Source organism: Cupriavidus phytorum, assembly GCF_003254285.1.
Classification (GTDB): Bacteria; Pseudomonadota; Gammaproteobacteria; order Burkholderiales; family Burkholderiaceae; genus Cupriavidus; species Cupriavidus phytorum.
Genome location: NZ_QKZN01000004.1, coordinates 38,590 through 56,579, shown reverse-complemented (window position 1 = coordinate 56,579; position 17,990 = coordinate 38,590). Strand labels below are relative to the sequence as shown.

The 17,990-nt window shown below is 67.3% G+C and carries 15 protein-coding genes; 7 read left to right on the top strand and 8 right to left on the bottom strand.

From position 1 onward, the window contains the following. Positions 1-247 precede the first annotated feature (247 nt). The 6 genes from pilB to C7416_RS11560 all read left to right on the top strand — a co-directional run bounded on the left by pilB (position 248) and on the right by C7416_RS11560 (position 6,129). Complete coding sequence (pilB, locus tag C7416_RS11585) at positions 248-1,972, top strand: type IV-A pilus assembly ATPase PilB (RefSeq protein WP_111519105.1); 1,725 nt, start codon at positions 248-250, stop codon at positions 1,970-1,972. 65 nt (positions 1,973-2,037) lie between these two features. Beyond that, a complete protein-coding gene (locus tag C7416_RS11580) occupies positions 2,038-3,309 on the top strand; it encodes a type II secretion system F family protein (protein WP_062801799.1) in 1,272 nt (423 codons plus the stop codon). Positions 3,310-3,312: 3 nt separating this feature from the next. Then, complete coding sequence (locus tag C7416_RS11575) at positions 3,313-4,236, top strand: prepilin peptidase (RefSeq protein WP_111519104.1); 924 nt, start codon at positions 3,313-3,315, stop codon at positions 4,234-4,236. An 84-nt stretch (positions 4,237-4,320) separates the two neighbouring features. Further along, positions 4,321-4,947, top strand: a complete 627-nt coding sequence (gene coaE, locus C7416_RS11570; protein WP_111519103.1) for a dephospho-CoA kinase — start codon at positions 4,321-4,323, stop codon at positions 4,945-4,947. A gap of 217 nt (positions 4,948-5,164) precedes the next feature. Continuing rightward, complete coding sequence (gene zapD / locus C7416_RS11565) at positions 5,165-5,923, top strand: cell division protein ZapD (RefSeq protein WP_062801802.1); 759 nt, start codon at positions 5,165-5,167, stop codon at positions 5,921-5,923. A gap of 17 nt (positions 5,924-5,940) precedes the next feature. Beyond that, positions 5,941-6,129, top strand: a complete 189-nt coding sequence (locus C7416_RS11560) for a DNA gyrase inhibitor YacG (RefSeq protein ID WP_111519102.1) — start codon at positions 5,941-5,943, stop codon at positions 6,127-6,129. Positions 6,130-6,154: 25 nt separating this feature from the next. Here C7416_RS11560 and C7416_RS11555 read toward each other — a convergent pair whose 3' ends face one another. The 5 genes from C7416_RS11555 to secA form a co-directional block, all read right to left on the bottom strand. Further along, complete coding sequence (locus tag C7416_RS11555; RefSeq protein WP_111519101.1) at positions 6,155-8,194, bottom strand: OPT family oligopeptide transporter; 2,040 nt, start codon at positions 8,192-8,194, stop codon at positions 6,155-6,157. Between the two features lie 90 nt (positions 8,195-8,284). Further along, positions 8,285-8,731, bottom strand: a complete 447-nt coding sequence (locus C7416_RS11550; RefSeq protein ID WP_111519100.1) for an NUDIX domain-containing protein — start codon at positions 8,729-8,731, stop codon at positions 8,285-8,287. After that, entirely contained in the window at positions 8,728-9,633 is a 906-nt protein-coding gene (locus C7416_RS11545) for an ATP-binding protein (RefSeq protein ID WP_111519099.1), read from the bottom strand. The genes C7416_RS11550 and C7416_RS11545 overlap by 4 nt, the downstream gene beginning before the upstream one ends. 69 nt (positions 9,634-9,702) lie before the next feature. Further along, entirely contained in the window at positions 9,703-10,941 is a 1,239-nt protein-coding gene (gene argJ / locus C7416_RS11540; protein ID WP_111519098.1) for a bifunctional glutamate N-acetyltransferase/amino-acid acetyltransferase ArgJ, read from the bottom strand. Positions 10,942-11,082: 141 nt separating this feature from the next. Further along, complete coding sequence (gene secA / locus C7416_RS11535) at positions 11,083-13,860, bottom strand: preprotein translocase subunit SecA (RefSeq protein ID WP_111519097.1); 2,778 nt, start codon at positions 13,858-13,860, stop codon at positions 11,083-11,085. 257 nt (positions 13,861-14,117) lie between these two features. On the opposite strand from secA, the gene C7416_RS11530 reads away from it, so the two are divergent. Then, the gene (locus C7416_RS11530) at positions 14,118-14,621 is read left to right on the top strand and encodes a DciA family protein (protein ID WP_111519096.1); all 504 of its coding nucleotides are present in this window, start codon (positions 14,118-14,120) and stop codon (positions 14,619-14,621) included. A 69-nt stretch (positions 14,622-14,690) separates the two neighbouring features. Here C7416_RS11530 and lpxC read toward each other — a convergent pair whose 3' ends face one another. From lpxC to ftsZ, 3 genes are all read right to left on the bottom strand, one after another. Continuing rightward, positions 14,691-15,608, bottom strand: coding sequence for a UDP-3-O-acyl-N-acetylglucosamine deacetylase (gene lpxC / locus C7416_RS11525; protein WP_018006242.1), 918 nt, complete (start codon positions 15,606-15,608; stop codon positions 14,691-14,693). 153 nt (positions 15,609-15,761) lie between these two features. Then, positions 15,762-16,268: a peroxiredoxin gene (locus C7416_RS11520; RefSeq protein WP_111519095.1), complete on the bottom strand. Its 507-nt coding sequence runs from the start codon at positions 16,266-16,268 to the stop codon at positions 15,762-15,764. A gap of 476 nt (positions 16,269-16,744) precedes the next feature. Then, a complete protein-coding gene (gene ftsZ / locus C7416_RS11515; protein ID WP_092306216.1) occupies positions 16,745-17,938 on the bottom strand; it encodes a cell division protein FtsZ in 1,194 nt (397 codons plus the stop codon). Positions 17,939-17,990 lie beyond the last annotated feature (52 nt).

Here is a 17,990-nt window from a genome sequence, read left to right as displayed (position 1 = left end):
GGGAAGCATGGCTGGCCTGCGCCCCATGGGGATTAGGGCAATTCTCAAATGCCGTGATGCTGTGTTCGCGCCGCGTGGAACTGGGCCCCGCGCATTAGGGTTGCGCCGGTGTCGCACAAACGCCAATACGTCCCGCCGTCGCCTTTACAAAAAGTGACCCCATCGGCAAACTGCCCCGATCCCTAGAAGCGGGCTCGTCTCGTCCTGCCCTGTCCGCGGACACTGCTCCAATCACTGCGCACCTGCCATGACACTCGGACTTGCCCTGGCCCAGAGCCGGCGTATCGCGCCCGCCCTGCTTGCTCAGCTGGAGCAGGCCGCGCGTGAAAAGCAATCGCAGCTGATCGACGAGATCGTCGGCAGCGGCACCATGAGCGCGCACGACCTGGCGCTGTTCGCCGCCGACAAGTACCAGCTGCCGCTGCTGGACCTGGCGCAGTACAACCTCGCCAAGGTGCCGCCGGCGCTGGCCGGCAACCGTGAATTCCATGCCCACCGGCTGCTGCCGCTGGGCCGGCGCGACAATCGCCTGGTGCTGGCGCTGTCCGATCCGTCCAACCAGGCCGGCCTGGACGCGATCCGCGACAAGTACAAGCTGCCGGTCGAAGCGGTGGTGGTCGAGCACGACAAGCTGATGAAGCATGTGCGCGCCGCCGGCGAGGCGCTGGGCACGCTCAAGAACATCTCGCCGGTGCAGGCCGAGCGCAAGATGATCGAATACGATCCGGTCGCCGCCGCCGCCAACCCGCGCAACCGCACCACGGCCGACAATATCGACGACGCCCCGGTGGTGCGCTTCCTGCAGAAGCTTCTGACCGAGGCCTTCCACCGCGGCGCCTCCGATCTGCACTTCGAACCGTTCGAAACCTTCTACCGGATCCGCTTCCGTGTCGATGGCGTGCTGCAGGAGGTCGCGCGCCCGCCGCTGGATATCCGCGACAAGATCGCGACCCGCATCAAGGTGCTGTCGCGGCTGGATATTTCTGAAAAGCGCGTGCCGCAGGACGGCCGCATGAAGCTGCTGATCGCGCTGCCCAAGGACAAGGATGCCAAGGAAACCGTCGAGAAGGCGGTGGACTTCCGCGTGTCGACGCTGCCGACGCTGTTCGGCGAAAAGATCGTGATGCGGATCCTGGAATCGTCGTCCGACAAGCTCGACATCGACCAGCTCGGCTATGAGCCAGAGCAGAAGGCGCTGCTGCTGGACGTGATCAAGCGTCCCTACGGCATGGTGCTGGTGACCGGCCCCACCGGCAGCGGCAAGACGGTATCGCTGTACACCTTCCTGAACCTGCTGAACCAGGGCGACATCAATATCTCGACGGCCGAGGACCCGGCCGAAATCCAGTTGCCAGGCATCAACCAGGTCAACGTCAACGACAAAGCCGGGCTGACCTTCGCCACCGCGCTGCGCTCGTTCCTGCGCCAGGATCCGGACATCATCATGGTCGGCGAAATCCGCGACCTGGAAACCGCCGACATCTCCATCAAGGCCGCGCAGACCGGCCACCTGGTGTTGTCGACACTGCACACCAACGACGCTCCGACCACGCTGACACGCCTGATGAACATGGGCGTGGCCGCCTTCAACATTGCGTCGAGCGTGCTGATGATCACCGCGCAGCGGCTGGCGCGGCGGCTGTGCACCTGCAAGCGCGAGGGCGAGATCCCGCGCGAGGCCTTGCTGGAAGCAGGCTTCCGCGAGCAGGACCTGGATGGCAGCTGGCAGCCCTACCATCCGGTGGGGTGCGAGCGCTGCAATGGCAGCGGCTACAAGGGCCGCTGCGGCATCTACCAGGTGATGCCGATCACCGAGGCCATGCAGGAGATCATCCTGGCGCACGGCACCGCGCTGCAGATTGCCGAGCAGGCGCGCAAGGACGGCGTGCTATCGTTGCGCGAAGCGGGGCTGCTGAAAGTCAGGCAGGGCGTCACGTCACTCGAAGAAGTGCTGGCGACCACGAACACGTAGGCAAGCAGGACACAACGTAAATACAAGACGCACAAAAAGCGTCATTGTCATCGGGGGTCAATAACATGGCGACGCGCGCACCAGCAGCGGGCGCCCGGACGGGGGCACCGTCACGGGCCAAATCGGGGAAGGGACGCAAGGCCCCCACCCAGTACATCTTCGAGTGGGAAGGCAAGGATCGCAAGGGCAAGACCTTCACCGGCGAGCTGCGCGCCGAAAACCAGGCCGAGGTCACCGCCACGCTGCGCAAGCAGGGCCTGACCATCGTCAAGCTGAAGAAGCGCAAGGCCGCGCGCGGACGCAAGATCACCGAGAAGGACATCGCCTACTTCACCCGGCAGCTGTCGACCATGCTCAAGGCCGGCATCCCGCTGCTGCAGTCGATCGACATCATCGCGCGCGGGCACGTGAACCCCAACTTCACCCAGCTGCTGTCCGACATCCGCTTCGACATCGAGGCCGGCAGCAGCATGGCCGCGGCGTTCCGCCGCCATCCCAGATACTTCGACACGCTGTACTGCAACCTGATCGATGCCGGCGAACAGGGCGGCATCCTGGATTCGCTGCTGGAGCGCCTGTCGCTCTACATGGAGAAGACCATCGCGCTGAAGGGCCAGATCAAGTCCGCGATGATCTACCCGATCGCGGTGCTGACCGTCGCCTTTGCCGTCACGGTGATCCTGATGCTGTTCGTGATCCCGGCGTTCAAGGGGGTGTTCTCCAGCTTCGGCGCCAACCTGCCGGCGCCGACGCTGCTGGTGATCGCGATCTCGGACTTCTTCGTCCAGTACTGGTACCTGGTGATCGGCGCGCCGGTGGCCGGCATCAGCTTCTACCTGCGCGCGCTGAAGAAATCCGAGAAGGTGCAGCGCGCCACCGACCGCGCGCTGCTGAAGCTGCCGATCTTCGGCAGCCTGTTCCGCAAGGCCGTGATCGCGCGCTGGACCCGCACCCTGGCGACGATGTTCGCTGCCGGCACGCCGCTGGTCGAGTCGATGGAATCGGTGGCGGGCGCAGCCGGCAACTGGGTCTACTACGACGCCACCCGCGAGATCGAGCAATCGGTGCGCATCGGCACCAGCCTGACCAACGCGATGCAGGCGACCCATGTGTTCGACAACATGGTGCTGCAGATGACGCAGATCGGCGAGGAATCCGGCGCGCTGGACAACATGCTGCTGAAGGTGGCGGAGTTCTACGAGCGCGAAGTCGACGATGCCGTCGCCGCCATCTCCAGCCTGATCGAGCCGCTGATCATCGTGGTGCTGGGCGTGCTGATCGGCGGCATGGTGGTGGCCATGTACCTGCCGATCTTCAAGCTGGGTCAGGTGGTGTAAGCGATGCAGCCGGTGTGGTCCGCTTCCCCCTTTCCGACCGGAGCCGCGACCGGAACCGCAACCGGCACCGCCCCGCTGCTGCACGCGCTGGCGGCGCTGCCGCCAGTCTTCCTGGTGGCGGCAGCGGCGCTGCTGGGGCTGGTGGTCGGCAGCTTCCTCAACGTGGTGATCCACCGCGTGCCGCGCATGATGGAGCGCGAAGAGGCCAACTACATTGCCGAGCTGCGCGGCGACCCGTTGCCCTACCCCGGCCGCTACAACCTGATGGTGCCGCGCTCGGCGTGCCCGCATTGCGGCCACGCCATCGCCCCGTGGGAAAACGTGCCGGTGCTGAGCTACCTGTTCCTGCGCGGCCGCTGCTCGGCGTGCAAGGCGCCGATCAGCGTGCGCTATCCGCTGGTGGAGCTGGCCTGCGGCGTGCTGAGCGCGCTGGTGGCATGGCGCTTCGGCCCGAACGCGCAGGCGCTGGCCGCGCTGGTGCTGGTGTGGGGCCTGCTGGCGCTGACCATGATCGATGCCGATACGCAATTGCTGCCGGACCAGATCACGCTGCCGCTACTGTGGCTCGGCCTGCTGCTGAACCTGGCCGGCCTGTTCGTGGCGCTGCCCGACGCGGTGATCGGCGCCGCCGCCGGCTACCTGGTGCTGTGGCTCGCCTACTGGCTGTTCCGGCTGCTGCGCGGCAAGGAAGGCATGGGCTTCGGCGACTTCAAGCTGATGGCGGCGCTCGGCGCCTGGTTCGGCTGGCAGGCGCTGCCGGCGCTGGTGCTGCTGTCGTCGGTCGCCGGCGTGCTGTTCGGGCTGGCCAATATCGCGCTGCGCCGCCAGGAGCGCGACACGCCGTTTCCGTTCGGGCCCTTCATTGCGCTGGCCGGCGTGGTGGTGCTGCTGTTCGGCCCCGGAGTGCTGCCGCTGTTTGCATGGTGATGGCCGCGCGGCCGTGAGCAAGACACAGGCGAAGCGGCCGAAGCTGGTATCGTTGCGGCAACGACGTCTGACAGAAACTATCACATGCTGGAAATCGGCCTGACCGGCGGCATCGGCAGCGGCAAGACCCGCGTGGCCGACATGTTCGCCGCGCGCGGCGCAGCGATCATCGATACCGACCTGCTTGCGCATGAGATCACGGCCCCGGGCGGGCGCGCCATCCCGGCGCTGGTCGAAGCCTTCGGCCCCGCCTGCCTGCGCCCGGACGGCGCCATGGACCGCGACGCGATGCGTGCGCTGGTGTTTGCCGATCCCGCCGCCAAGGCGCGCCTCGAAGCCATCACGCACCCGCTGATCCGCGCGCTGACCACCGAACGCGCGCAGTCGATCCGCGCTGCCGGCGCGCATCCCTACCTGATCTACGTGGTGCCGCTGCTGGTGGAATCGGGCTCGTGGCGCGAGCGCGTGGGCCGCGTGCTGGTGGTCGACTGCACCGAAGCCACGCAGGTGGCCCGCGTGATGTCGCGCAACGGGTTCAGCCGCGAACAGGTGCTGGCGATCATGGCCAGGCAGGCCACGCGCGCGGCGCGCCTGGCATGTGCCGACGACGTCATCGACAACGACGGGCCGGTGGAGGCGCTGGTGGCGCAGGTCGACCGGCTCGACCGCTACTACCGTGAACTGTCGGCCGCGGGCACGGTCCATCCATAACGCACCGGCCCATGCCGTGGCGCATTGCATCATGCGCGCGACATTGTCGTCGGACCTGGTCTCGCATAGAATGCGCTGGAACATGCCGGGAAATCGCCGCATAGTGCCGCATAGTCTGGTATCCCACCCGCATGGATCACCCTTTCCGGTATTCCCGGGCCTCATTCTGCACCGGGCCGCCCCCTGAAGCGCCCGACGCCCTGCACGGACACAGCACTTGATTCTGTACGAATACCCTTTCAACGAACGCATCAGGACTCTCCTGCGGCTGGAGGACCTGTTCGATCGGCTGGAATACTTCCTCGGCCAGGATCATGCCCAGCAGCACCATGTCGCGCTGACCACGCTGTTCGAGATCATCGACGTCGCCGGCCGCGCCGACCTCAAGACCGACCTGATCAAGGAACTGGAGCGCCAGCGCCAGGCCCTGGCGCCATTGCGCGCCAATCCGCAGATCGACCAGGACGCGCTCGACTCGGTCATCGGCGAGATCGAGCAGGGCATCAGCTTGCTCAACCAGACCGTGGGCAAGGCCGGGCAGCTGCTGACCGACAACGAGTGGCTGACCAGCATCCGCAGCCGCGCCATCATCCCCGGCGGCACCTGCGAGTTCGACCTGCCTGCGTACTATGCTTGGCAGCATCGCCCCGCCGAAGACCGCCGCGCCGACATCCTGAAATGGGCCCGTCCGCTGGTTTCGCTGCGCATGGGCACCACCATCGTGCTGCGGCTGCTGCGCGAAGCGGGCCAGAGCGGCAAGGTGATCGCCACCGGCGGCAGCTACCAGCAGATGCTGTCGGGCCGCAGCTACCAGCTGATGCAGGTCTACCTGGATGATTCGCTGCTGGCCTTCATCCCCGAGATGAGCGCCAACAAGTACATGCTGTGGGTGCGCTTCACGCAGCAGGACGGCGACCTGCGCCCGCGCTCGGTCGATGCCGATATCCCGTTCCTGCTGAAACTCTGCAATTTCTGAAGCCTGCGCTGAACGCCATGCCTGCTGTCGTCAAATGCCCCACCTGCGGTACCGAGGTGGCCTGGGTGACCGAAAACAAGTTCCGCCCGTTCTGTTCCGAGCGCTGCAAGCAGATCGATCTCGGCGCCTGGGCGTCCGAGAAGTACGTGATCGGCGGCAAGCCGGGCGAGACTTCCCCCGACCGCTCCGAAGACGAGGACGACTGAGGGCGCGCCGCCGGCGCCCCCTTCCTCAGTGCGCCGCCGCCAGCACGCGGCGATAGAAGCCCACGCACACCAGCACGAACACCGCCAGGCCCAGCCACTGCGCGGTCGCTTCAAACCCGCCCCCGACCACGGCCAGCGGCGCATCGCTGCCTGACAGGCCGATCACCGCCGCCAGCATCACGCCGACCAGGCTTTCGCCGACGATCAGGCCGGACGCCAGCAGCGTACCGCGGCGCTCGGCGTGCTCCAGCGCCAGCTGCACGTCGTCGCCGCGCGCGGTGGCGCGGCGGCGCTCGGCGCGCAGCAATAGCCACGACAGCACCGCTCCCACCACCAGCGCCGAGCTGATCGTCGGCGGCAGGTAGATGCCGATGCCCACCGCCAGCACCGGCAGGCGCGCCGCGCCGCCACGGCGGCGCAGGATGTCGTCGATGGCGATCAGCACTACGCCCAGCCCGATGCCGATCAGGATCATGTTCCAGTTGAGCTGGTGGGTGAAGATCCCGGTGGCGATCGCGGTCATCAGCGTCGCCTGCGGCGCGGCCAGCGCCTGGTTCGGATCCATGCCCGCGCGCGGCAATGCGCCGGCGAAGCCATAGGCGCTGTAGAGCAGCTCGAGCACGGGCGGGATCACCGCGGCGCCGACCAGGCAGCCGATCAGCAACGCCACCTGCTGGCGCCACGGCGTCGCGCCCACCAGCCAGCCGGTCTTCAGGTCCTGCAGGTTGTCGTTGGCGATGGAGGCCACCGCTACCACCGCGGAGGTGGTGAAGATCGCCAGCGCAATCGCGAACTTGCCGCCCTCGGGCGTGGCCAGCAGGCCGTCGGCCTGGCCGGCCAGCAGGATCAGCAGCGACACCAGGATCACTGCGATGATGCCGATGCCCGAGATCGGGCTGGCCGACGAGCCCACCAGTCCGGCCATGTAGCCGCACGCCGCCGCCACCAGGAAGCCGAAGATGAAGGCGAACACCACCGCGTAGGCCACCAGGCGCCAGCGCGCCCCGCCATCCAGCGGCGCCGGCGCGAGGAACCAGGCGAACACCGTCACCAGCACCACCAGCAGCGCCAGCATCACCAGCCCGATCCACTTGGCGGGCATGTCCTGCTGCGTGCGCGGCACGCTGCCTTGCCCCGCCGGGCCGGCCTGCAGCGCGCCGAACGAGGCGCGGATGCCATACAGCATGGGCCTGGCCAATGACAGCAGCGTCCAGATCGCGGCGATGCCGATGGTGCCGGCGCCGATGAAGCGTGCCTGCTGGCTCCACACCATGGTGCCGAAGGCCGACAGCGTGGCGCCGTCCGGGCGCGGCGTGACCGCGGTCAGCCACGGCACCGCGACGCCCCAGGTCAGCACCAGCCCGAGCAGCATGGCCAGCCCGCCAACGATGCCGACCAGGTAGCCCGCGCCCACCAGCGCCAGCGAGAAGCCCATCGACAGCCGCACCACCGACGCGCCGGCCGACAGCCAGAAATTGGCGCCCTCGGCCAGCACGCGCAGCCCGCCGGCGGCGAAGCTGAACAGCCCCGCCACCAGCCCTCCGGCCATCAGGTCGGCCAGGCCGGTCGCCTGCGGCTTCTGGCCCGGCGCAGCTTCGGCCGGAGCGGCGCTGCCCACGCGCAGGATTTCCGCCGCGGCCACGCCCTCGGGATAAGGCAGCTCGCTCTGCACCACCATGGCATGGCGCAGCGGGATGCTGAACACCACGCCCAGCATGCCGCCGGCCGCGCAGATCGCCAGCGTCTGCCAGAACGGGAATCCCTGCCAGTGGCCCAGCATCACCAGCCCGGGCAGGATGAAGATGATCGACGACAGGGTGCCCGCGGCCGAGGCCTGCGTCTGCACCATGTTGTTTTCGAGGATGTTGGCGCCGGGGAAAAGCCGCAGCACGGCCATCGAGATCACCGCCGCGGGGATCGCCGACGAGAAGGTCAGGCCGACCTTCAGGCCCAGGTAGATATTGGAGGCGGTGAACACGACCGTGATCAGCGCACCGAGGATGATGCCGCGCAGGGTCAGTTCAGGCAGGGAAACGTCGTCGGCGATACGATCGACACGTAGCATGCAGGTTCCTTTCCTGTGGATCCGGGCCACTGGCCCGGGCGGCGCACAAGCGGGCGCCGCGGCCGCTTGTCGGTGACGCGGGACGGCAGGTCAGCCGTTGCGCGCTTCCTCGGCCAGCCACGCCACCACGGGAATGGTGGCCGGCAGCAGCGGCCCCACCGTCACCGGCGTGCCCTGCCACGAGAACGCCTGGCCCTCGCGGCCGACGGGTTCGCCCTGCCAGGCCGTGACCTTGCAGAAATGCAGCCGCACATACGCGTGCGGGTAGTCATGTTCCAGGATGTGCCAGCGCTCGCATTGCGTGACATCAAGCCCCAGCTCTTCGTGCAGCTCGCGCGCCAGCGCTGCCTCCACCGACTCGCCCTGCTCGAGCTTGCCGCCGGGGAATTCCCAGTAACCCTCGTAGGGCTTGCCGGCCGGGCGCTGCGCCAGCAGGAAGCGGCCGTCGGGCTGCACCAGCACGCCGACCGCGACCTCGGTCACCTTGCGCGGCGGGTTGCCGCCGGTGGCTGCGGGGTTCTGCGTCGCCGCGCTCATGCCTTGGTGTCCCCGGCGACATCGGCGATGTACGGCTTGCCGTGCTTGCCGCCCCAGTCGCGCGCGAACTGCCAGGCCACGCGGCCCGAACGCGAGCCGCGCTCCAGCGCCCACACCAGCGCGTCGCCGCGCGCGGCGGCGATGTCCTCGTCGGTGCAGCCGAAGTGCCCCAGCCAGTGGCCGACGATGGCCAGGTACTCGTCCTGCTTGGGCGGGTAGAACGACAGCCACAGGCCGAAGCGCTCGGACAGCGAGATCTTCTCTTCCACCACTTCGCCGGGGTGGATCTCGCCGTCCTCGGTGTGGCGGTAGCTTTCGTTGTCCTTCATGTACTCGGGCAGCAGGTGCCGGCGGTTGGACGTGGCGTAGATCAGCACGTTGTCCGACTGCGCCGCGACCGAGCCATCCAGCGCCGACTTGAGCGACTTGTAGCCCGACTCGCCCTCCTCGAACGACAGGTCGTCGCAGAAGATCACGAAGCGCTCGGGCCGCTGCGAGACCAGTTCGACGATATCGCCGAGGTCCCCCAGGTCGTCCTTGTCGACCTCGACCAGCCGCAGCCCGTCATTGACGAAGGCATTGAGGCAGGCCTTGATCAGCGACGACTTGCCGGTGCCGCGCGCGCCGGTCAGCAGCACGTTGTTGGCAGGCAGGCGGTTCACGAACTGGCGCGTATTGCCGACGATGGCATCCTTCTGGCGCTCGATGTTCTTCAGGTCGTCCAGGTGGATCGGCGGCAGCTGGCGCACCGGCTGCAGGTAGCCGATATTGCCGAACAGGCTCTGGCGCTTGCGCCAGCGGAACGCGACCGCCTCCTGCCAGTCGGCATCGCTCAGTTGCGGCGGCAGCCATTGTTCGAGTCGGGCGAGGAAGTTGTCGAGGCGGGCGGCGAGGTCAGACATGGCGGCGGGGCGGTGACAGGCAGGAAAAATCGATGTCCTTCCCGCGTGCGCGGGAAGGACTGGACAGGCTCAGGAACGGTAGTCGGCGTTGATCGACACGTAGTCGTGCGACAGGTCGCAGGTCCACACGGTGGCTTCGGCATTGCCGCGGCCGAGCGCGATGCGCACGGTGATCTCGGCCTGCTTCATCACGCGCTGGCCGTCTTCCTCGCGGTAGTCGGGATTGCGGCCGCCGTCGCGGGCGACCCAGACGTCGTCCAGCCACAGGTTGACGCGGCCGACGTCGAGATCGTTGACGCCGGCGTAGCCCACCGCGGCCAGGATGCGGCCAAGGTTGGGGTCCGAGGCATAGAACGCGGTCTTGACCAGCGGCGAATGCGCCACCGCGTACGCGATCTGGCGGCATTCCGCCACGTCCTTGCCGCCTTCGACGCGGATGGTGATCAGCTTGGTCGCGCCTTCGCCGTCGCGCACGATCATCTGTGCCAGCTCCTGCGCCAGGCTCGTCACCGCCTCGCGCAGCGCTTCGAAGGCCGGCCCTTCGGCGCGGTCGACCACGGCACCGGACTTGCCCGAGGCGATCAGCACGAAGGAGTCGTTGGTCGAGGTGTCGCCGTCGATGGTGATGCTGTTGAACGAGTGGTCGGCGGCGTGCGTCACCAGACCCTGCAGCACCGGCTGCGCCACGGCGGCGTCCATGGCGATGAAGCCCAGCATGGTCGCCATATTGGGGCGGATCATGCCGGCGCCCTTGCTGATGCCCGACAGCGTCACGGTCTTGCCGTCGATCTGCACCGTGCGCGAGGCGACCTTGGGCTGGGTGTCGGTGGTCATGATCGCTTCCGCCGCGGCCAGCCAGTTGTCGGCGCCGGCGTTGGCGATGGCGGCGGGCAGGCCGGCCAGCAGGCGGTCCATCGGCAGTTGCTCGAGGATCACGCCGGTCGAGAACGGCAGCACCTGCGCCGCATCGATGCCCAGTTGCGCGGCCAGTGCGTCGCAGGTGGCGCGGGCGTTGGCCAGACCCTGCTCGCCGGTGCCGGCGTTGGCATTGCCGGTGTTGACCACCAGCGCGCGGATGCCCTTGCCCGCTTTGTCCGCAGCCGCCAGGTGCTCGCGGCACACCTGCACCGGCGCGGCGCAGAAGCGGTTGCTGGTGAAGACGCCGGCCACGGTGCTGCCTTCGGCCATGCGCACCACCAGCACGTCCTTGCGGTTGGCCTTGCGGATACCCGCCTCGGCCCAGCCGAGCTCCACGCCGGCGACGGATTTCAGGTTCTCTGCCTGGGGCAGCGGAAGATTGACGGGCATGCAGGACTCCTCGATGTTGCTGCTTGCGACTTGCTGGTCTCAGACGAACATGCCCGCGAAGGGCGGGCATGTTCGATTCCTCTTGCGCCACTCCGGTGCTGCGCGGAGCGGCGTCATACCGGATGCCCGGCCTGGCTCAGTTCAGCTGAGCTTGCCGTGGCACTGCTTGAACTTCTTGCCCGAGCCGCACGGGCACGGGTCGTTGCGGCCGACCTTGGGCATGCCGGCCAGCGCCAGCTCGGCGGCGGCCATGGCCGTGCCGGTGCGCGGCGACGGCGCTTGCTCGACCGGCTCGCGGCCTTCGGCGAACTCGTCGTGCTTGTACTGCACGTTCTCCAGGTGCGACAGGCCTTCCTCGATCTGCTCGGAAGCCTGTTCCAGTTCTTCCGGCGACTGGATCTGCACATTGAAGGTCACGCGCGTGACTTCGTTCTTGATCACGTCCAGCAGGCGCGCGAACAGCTCGAACGACTCGCGCTTGTACTCCTGCTTGGGATCCTTCTGCGCGTAGCCGCGCAGGTGGATGCCCTGGCGCAGGTGGTCCAGCGCGGCCAGGTGCTCGCGCCAGTGCGTGTCGATGCTCTGCAGCATGACCGAGCGCTCGAAGCCGGCGAACGACTCACGGCCGACCATGGCCACCTTGCTGTCGTAGCGCTCCGTCGCCGCCTTCATGATCAGGTTGAGCAGCTCTTCGTCCTCGATGCTCTGCGCGCCCTCGATGGTCTTTGCCAGCGGCACTTCCAGGCCCCAGTCCTCGCGCAGTCGCGTTTCCAGGCCGGCGATGTTCCACTGCTCTTCCATGGTGTCGGCCGGCACGTGGTCGCGGAACAGCTCGATCAGCACGCTTTCGCGCAGGTTGGTGACCATCTCGCCGACGTCATTGGCCTCGAGCACGTCGTTGCGCAGCTTGTAGATTTCCTTGCGCTGGTCGTTGGCAACGTCGTCGTACTGCAGCAGCTGCTTGCGGATGTCGAAGTTGCGGCCTTCCACCTTGCGCTGCGCCGATTCGATCGAGCGCGTGACGATGCCGGCCTCGATCGGCTCGCCCTCGGGCATCTTCAGGCGCTCCATGATGGCGCGCACGCGGTCGCCGGCGAAGATGCGCAGCAGCTGGTCGTCCAGCGACAGGTAGAAGCGCGACGAGCCCGGGTCGCCCTGGCGGCCGGCACGGCCGCGCAGCTGGTTGTCGATACGGCGCGACTCGTGGCGCTCGGTGCCGACGATATGCAGGCCGCCGGCGGCCTTGACCTGCTCGTGCAGCGACTGCCATTCGTCCTTGAGCTGCTGGATGCGCGCGGCCTTGTCGGCGTCGGACAGGCTGGCGTCGACCTCGATGAAACCGGCCTGCTTCTCGACGTTGCCGCCCAGCACGATATCGGTACCGCGGCCCGCCATGTTGGTGGCGATGGTGATCATCTTGGGGCGGCCGGCCTGCGCCACGATCTCGGCTTCGCGCGCATGCTGCTTGGCGTTGAGCACCTGGTGCGGCAGCTGTTCGCGATCGAGCAGGCCCGACAGGTATTCCGAGGTCTCGATCGAGGTGGTGCCCACCAGCACCGGCTGGCCGCGCTCGTAGCAGTCGCGGATATCGCGCACCACGGCGTCGTAGCGCTCCTTGCCGGTCTTGTAGATCTGGTCCTGCAGGTCCTTGCGCTGGGTCGGGCGGTTGGTCGGGATCACCACCACTTCCAGGCCGTAGATCTCCTGGAACTCGTACGCTTCGGTATCGGCCGTGCCGGTCATGCCGGCCAGCTTCTCGTACATGCGGAAGTAGTTCTGGAACGTGACCGTCGCCAGCGTCTGGTTTTCCTGCTGGACGGTGACGCCTTCCTTGGCTTCCACGGCCTGGTGCAGGCCATCGGACCAGCGGCGGCCGGTCATCAGGCGGCCGGTGAATTCGTCGACGATCACGACTTCGTCGTTCTGCACCACGTAGTGCTGGTCGCGGTGGAACAGGCTGTGCGCGCGCAGGGCCGCATACAGGTGGTGCATCAGCGTGATGTTCTGCGGCGCGTAGAGCGATTCGCCTTCGCCGATCAGTCCCAGCTGCGACAGGATGTCTTCGGCCTTTTCGTGGCCGGCCTCGGTCAGGTAGACCTGGTGGCCCTTCTCGTCGACGTAGTAGTCGCCCGGCTTCTCGACCCCGGTGCCGTCGGCTTTTTCTTCGCCGATCTGGCGCTCGAGCAGCTTGGGGATGCCGTTCATGCGCTGGTACAGGTCGGTCTGGTTCTCGGCCTGGCCGGAGATGATCAGCGGGGTGCGGGCCTCGTCGATCAGGATCGAGTCCACCTCGTCGACGATGGCGTAGTGCAACGGCCGCTGCACGCGCTGCGACGGGTCGTAGACCATGTTGTCGCGCAGGTAGTCGAAGCCGAACTCGTTGTTGGTGCCGTAGGTGATGTCGGCGTTGTACGCCGCCTGCTTCTGGTCGTGCGCCATCTGCGACAGGTTCACGCCCACCGACAGGCCCAGGAAGTTGTACAGCCGGCCCATCCACTCGGCATCGCGCTGCGCCAGGTAGTCGTTGACGGTGACCACGTGCACGCCCTTGCCGGTGATGGCATTCAGGTACACGGCCAGCGTCGCGGTCAGGGTCTTGCCTTCGCCGGTGCGCATTTCGGCGATCTTGTTGTCGTTCAGCACCATGCCGCCGATCAGCTGCACGTCGAAGTGGCGCATCTTCATGACGCGCTTGCTGGCCTCGCGGCACACGGCGAAGGCTTCGGGCAGCAGCGCCTCGAGCGATTCGCCACCGGCGTGGCGCTGCCGGAAGGCCTCGGTCATGCCGCGCAGCTCGTCGTCGGAGAGCTGCTCGAACTTCGGCTCCAGCGCATTGATCTGCGCCACCGTGCGGCGGTATTGCTTGATCAGCCGCTCATTGCGGCTGCCGAAGACTTTCTTGAGAAGGCCCGTGATCATCGATTGCTTTCACCTGCGCGGAACCGGGTGGCATCCCCAGGGAAGGCGGGCTGCCCCGGTGGCCGGGCGCGGTAATGGATAGATTGGCGCAAAACGCCGAGTTTATCATGTGCCGGGGTCACGCCCGGCGGCGCGGGGCGCTGGCGCGGGCCCTGCTGCAAGCAGTTTGGGATGGTTGCGCCGGCTTCAATCCGGCCGCCCTCGCTTTCGCCCCGCGCTGCCTGCGTGCACGCGCTGCCCCTTGCTAGAATGGACCCATGCGCCGCTTCACCCATCCCGCCCTGCAGACCCCCGCCGCCAAGCCGCTCAACGACTGGCTGGACAAGGCCGGCCCGGTGTCGACGCTGCTCCAGACCGCGCGCCAGCTGTCGGTGCTGGAGGCGGAGGTGCTGGCGCTGCTGCCGGCCGGCATGCGCGCCGGCCTGGCCGTGGCCGGCATCAAGCGCGACCCGTCCGACCCCAACGGCCAGGTCCTGCTGTTGCTGGCGGCTCACGGCGCGGCCGCGGCGCGGGTGCGCCAGGTCGTGCCGACGCTGCTCGGACGACTGCAGCAGCGCGGCTCGCCGGTCACCTCGATCCGCGTGCGGGTGCAGCCCGAGGTGCAGCGCCATTCCGACTGGGAGGTGGAGCCGGTGGCACGGCCGCGCACCAGCGGGCGCATGACGCCGACCGGGCTCGCCAATCTCGACCAGCTCGCGCGCAGCCTGCCCGATTCGCCGCTGCGCGACGCGCTCAATACGCTGCTGTCCCACCACCGCTGAGCGCCCGCGCCGCGTCCAAAGCAAAAGAGCCGACCTGTGCAGGTCGGCTCTTTTTCTATGCGAGGCCGCTCAGGCGAAGGCCGGCTGGGCCTGCGGCAGGAACGCCGCCGGGGCTTCCTCGACGCGCTCGAAGGTGACCAGTTCGTAGGCTTCCTGGTCGGCCAGCAGCGCGCGCAGCAGCTGGTTGTTCAGGCCGTGGCCGGACTTGTTCGCCACATAGGCGCCGATCAGCGGATGGCCGACCACGTACAGGTCGCCGATCGCATCCAGGATCTTGTGGCGCACGAACTCGTCGCCGTAGCGCAGTTCCTCGTTGTTGAGCATGCGGTGCTCATCCAGCACGATCGCGTTGTCCAGGCTGCCGCCGCGCGCCAGGCCCATCTCGCGCAGGGCCTCGACCTCGTGCGCGAAGCCGAAGGTGCGGGCGCGGGCGATCTCGCGCACATAGCTGGTGTCGGCGAAATCGATCGAGAAGGTCTGGCCGGTCTTGTCGACCGCCGGGTGGCGGAAGTCGATGGTGAACGACAGCTTGAAGCCGAAGAACGGCTCCAGCCGCGCCAGCTTGTCGCCTTCGCGCACTTCCACCGGCTTCTTCACGCGGATGAAAGTCTTGGGCGCGTTCTGTTCTTCGATGCCGGCCGACTGCAGCAGGAACACGAACGATGCCGCGCTGCCGTCCATGATCGGAATTTCTTCGGCGTCGACGTCGACATAGAGGTTGTCGATGCCCAGGCCGGCGCAGGCGGACATCAGGTGCTCGACGGTGGAAACGCGCGCGCCATCCTTCTGCAGCACCGACGCCAGGCGCGTGTCGCCGATGGCCGATGCGGCCACGGGAATCTCGACGGCCTCGGGCAGGTCGACGCGGGTGAAGACAATGCCGGTACCCGCCGGCGCCGGTCGCAGCGTCAGCGTGACCTTGCGGCCGGAGTGCAGGCCGATGCCGACGGTCTTCACCAGGGATTTGATCGTGCGCTGTTTGAGCATGACAGCCTCAACAATTATAAAAATCTATCGTGTTATTTTTTTGATTAAGGGATTTTACCACCACATCCGGCACGCTGCAGCCGGCTTTTGTTTCCGGCTGTTAACACGCCTGTCACAAGTTACGTATTATCCACGTTTACCCGGATGACTGTGTCAGCCACGCAACGCCGCCAGCACCGCCTCGGCGCTGCTGACGCGGAATTCGCCCGGCGCCTCGACGTCGAGCCGGGTTACCACGCCGTCCTCGACCACCATGGCGAAGCGTTTGGCCCGCACGCCCATGCCGCGCGCGCTCAGGTCCTGGTCCAGGCCCAGCGCGCGGGTCCACTCGGCGCTGCCGTCGGCCATCATGCGGACCTTGCCGGCCACCTGCTGCTCGCGGCCCCAGGCGCCCATCACGAAGGCATCGTTGACCGAGACGCACCAGACCTCGTCCACGCCCGCCTCGCGCAGTGCCTCGGCATGCTGCACGAAGCCCGGCACATGCTTGGCCGAACACGTCGGCGTGAAGGCGCCGGGCAGGCCGAACACCACGATCTTGCGCCCGCGGACCAGGTCGGCCACCTTGAACGCATTGGGGCCGAGCGCGCAGCCGTTGCTTTCGGTCTCGAAGAATTCCTGCAGCGTGGCGTCGGGGACGCGGGAACCGACAGTGATCATGGCTTTCCGGTTTTCCTTGGGTGTCTGGGCGGGTCTATGAAGGATAGGACGAATGCGGGGCCGCATGGCGGCGCGTCGCCGCTGGGCAACCTAACGATCATAGGCGCCCGGCCAGCGCTGCCAAAGCCGGATCACATCCGCTTACGTTCGAACCAATATTCGGACGAATTCCGATACACCTGAAGACGCTACAAAGACGTCCGCGCGGCGCACCTTTTGGGTGCGCCGCGCGGACGGCGATACATCCCGACCGGGAAGGCGGGAAACCAGTCCGGGGAGGCGGCCAGCGGCACGCCCGAACCCGGCAACGGGATGCGGGTGAAGTCAGTCCGGCGCAGGCGCAGCGCCGCCAGCAGCCCGGCGGTTCACGTCAGCCATGCAAGGCACGCGCGGATGGGGAGCGCACGTGCATCGCGACCAGGCGAAGCGTTCCGTCAGGCGGCCGGTGGAGGCACCGATGCCGCGCCAGGCAGGCTTCAGTCTGCCTGCTTGCGCAGGAAGGCCGGGATGTCGTACGTATCCACACCCTTTTCCTGCAGCGCCGCCACGTGGGCCGATGCCGACTCACGCGAGCTGCGCCACACTGCCGGCGTATCCAGGTTGCTGTAGTCCGGCGAGCTGTGCTGCGCGGCGGTGGCGGCCATGTTGGCCATCATCTGAACCGGCATGTTGTCGGTGCCGGTCTTCAGCAGCGTCATCGGCTGTTGCTTCTTGGCCGAGCGGCCCAGGCCGGTCGCGACCACGGTCACGCGCAGCGCATCGCTCATCGAATCGTCGTACACCGTACCGAAGATCACGGTCGCATCTTCCGCGGCGTAGCTGCGGATGGTGTTCATGACTTCCTTGGTTTCCGACAGCTTCAGCGAACGGCTGGCGGTGATGTTGACCAGCACGCCGCGCGCGCCGGACAGGTCCACGCCTTCCAGCAGCGGGCTGGCCACGGCCTGCTCGGCCGCCAGGCGGGCGCGGTCCACGCCCGACACGGTGGCCGTCCCCATCATGGCCTTGCCCTGCTCGCCCATCACCGTCTTGACGTCTTCGAAGTCGACGTTGACCAGGCCGTCAACGTTGATGATCTCGGCAATGCCGGCCACCGCGTTGTGCAGCACGTCGTCGGCGCACTGGAAGCACTTGTCCATCTCGGCGTCGTCGCCCATCACTTCGAACAGCTTCTCGTTGAGCACCACGATCAGCGAGTCGACGCTCGATTCCAGCTCGCTGGAACCGTGCTCGGCCACCTTGGCGCGGCGCGCGCCTTCGAAGTCGAACGGCTTGCTGACCACGCCCACGGTCAGGATGCCCATCTCCTTGGCCACCTGCGCGACGATCGGCGCGGCGCCCGTGCCGGTGCCGCCGCCCATGCCGGCAGTGATGAAGACCATGTGCGCGCCGCGCAGCGCGTCGGCGATCTGCTCGCGGGCCTGATCCGCGCAACCGCGGCCGACTTCCGGCTTGGCGCCAGCGCCCAGGCCCGTATTGCCGAGTTGAAGCACGCGCGAAGCGGTGGAACGCTTGAGCGCCTGGGCGTCGGTATTCATGCAGATGAATTCAACGCCCTGGACACCGCGGCTGATCATGTGCTGCACGGCGTTACCGCCCGCGCCGCCCACGCCGACCACCTTGATGATGGTGCCGTCCATCACTTCCGTTTCGATCATGTCAAAGTCCATCACTGCCTCCGAGAAAAATCAGTCCCCAGACGATGCGGCCTCCCCGCCGCAA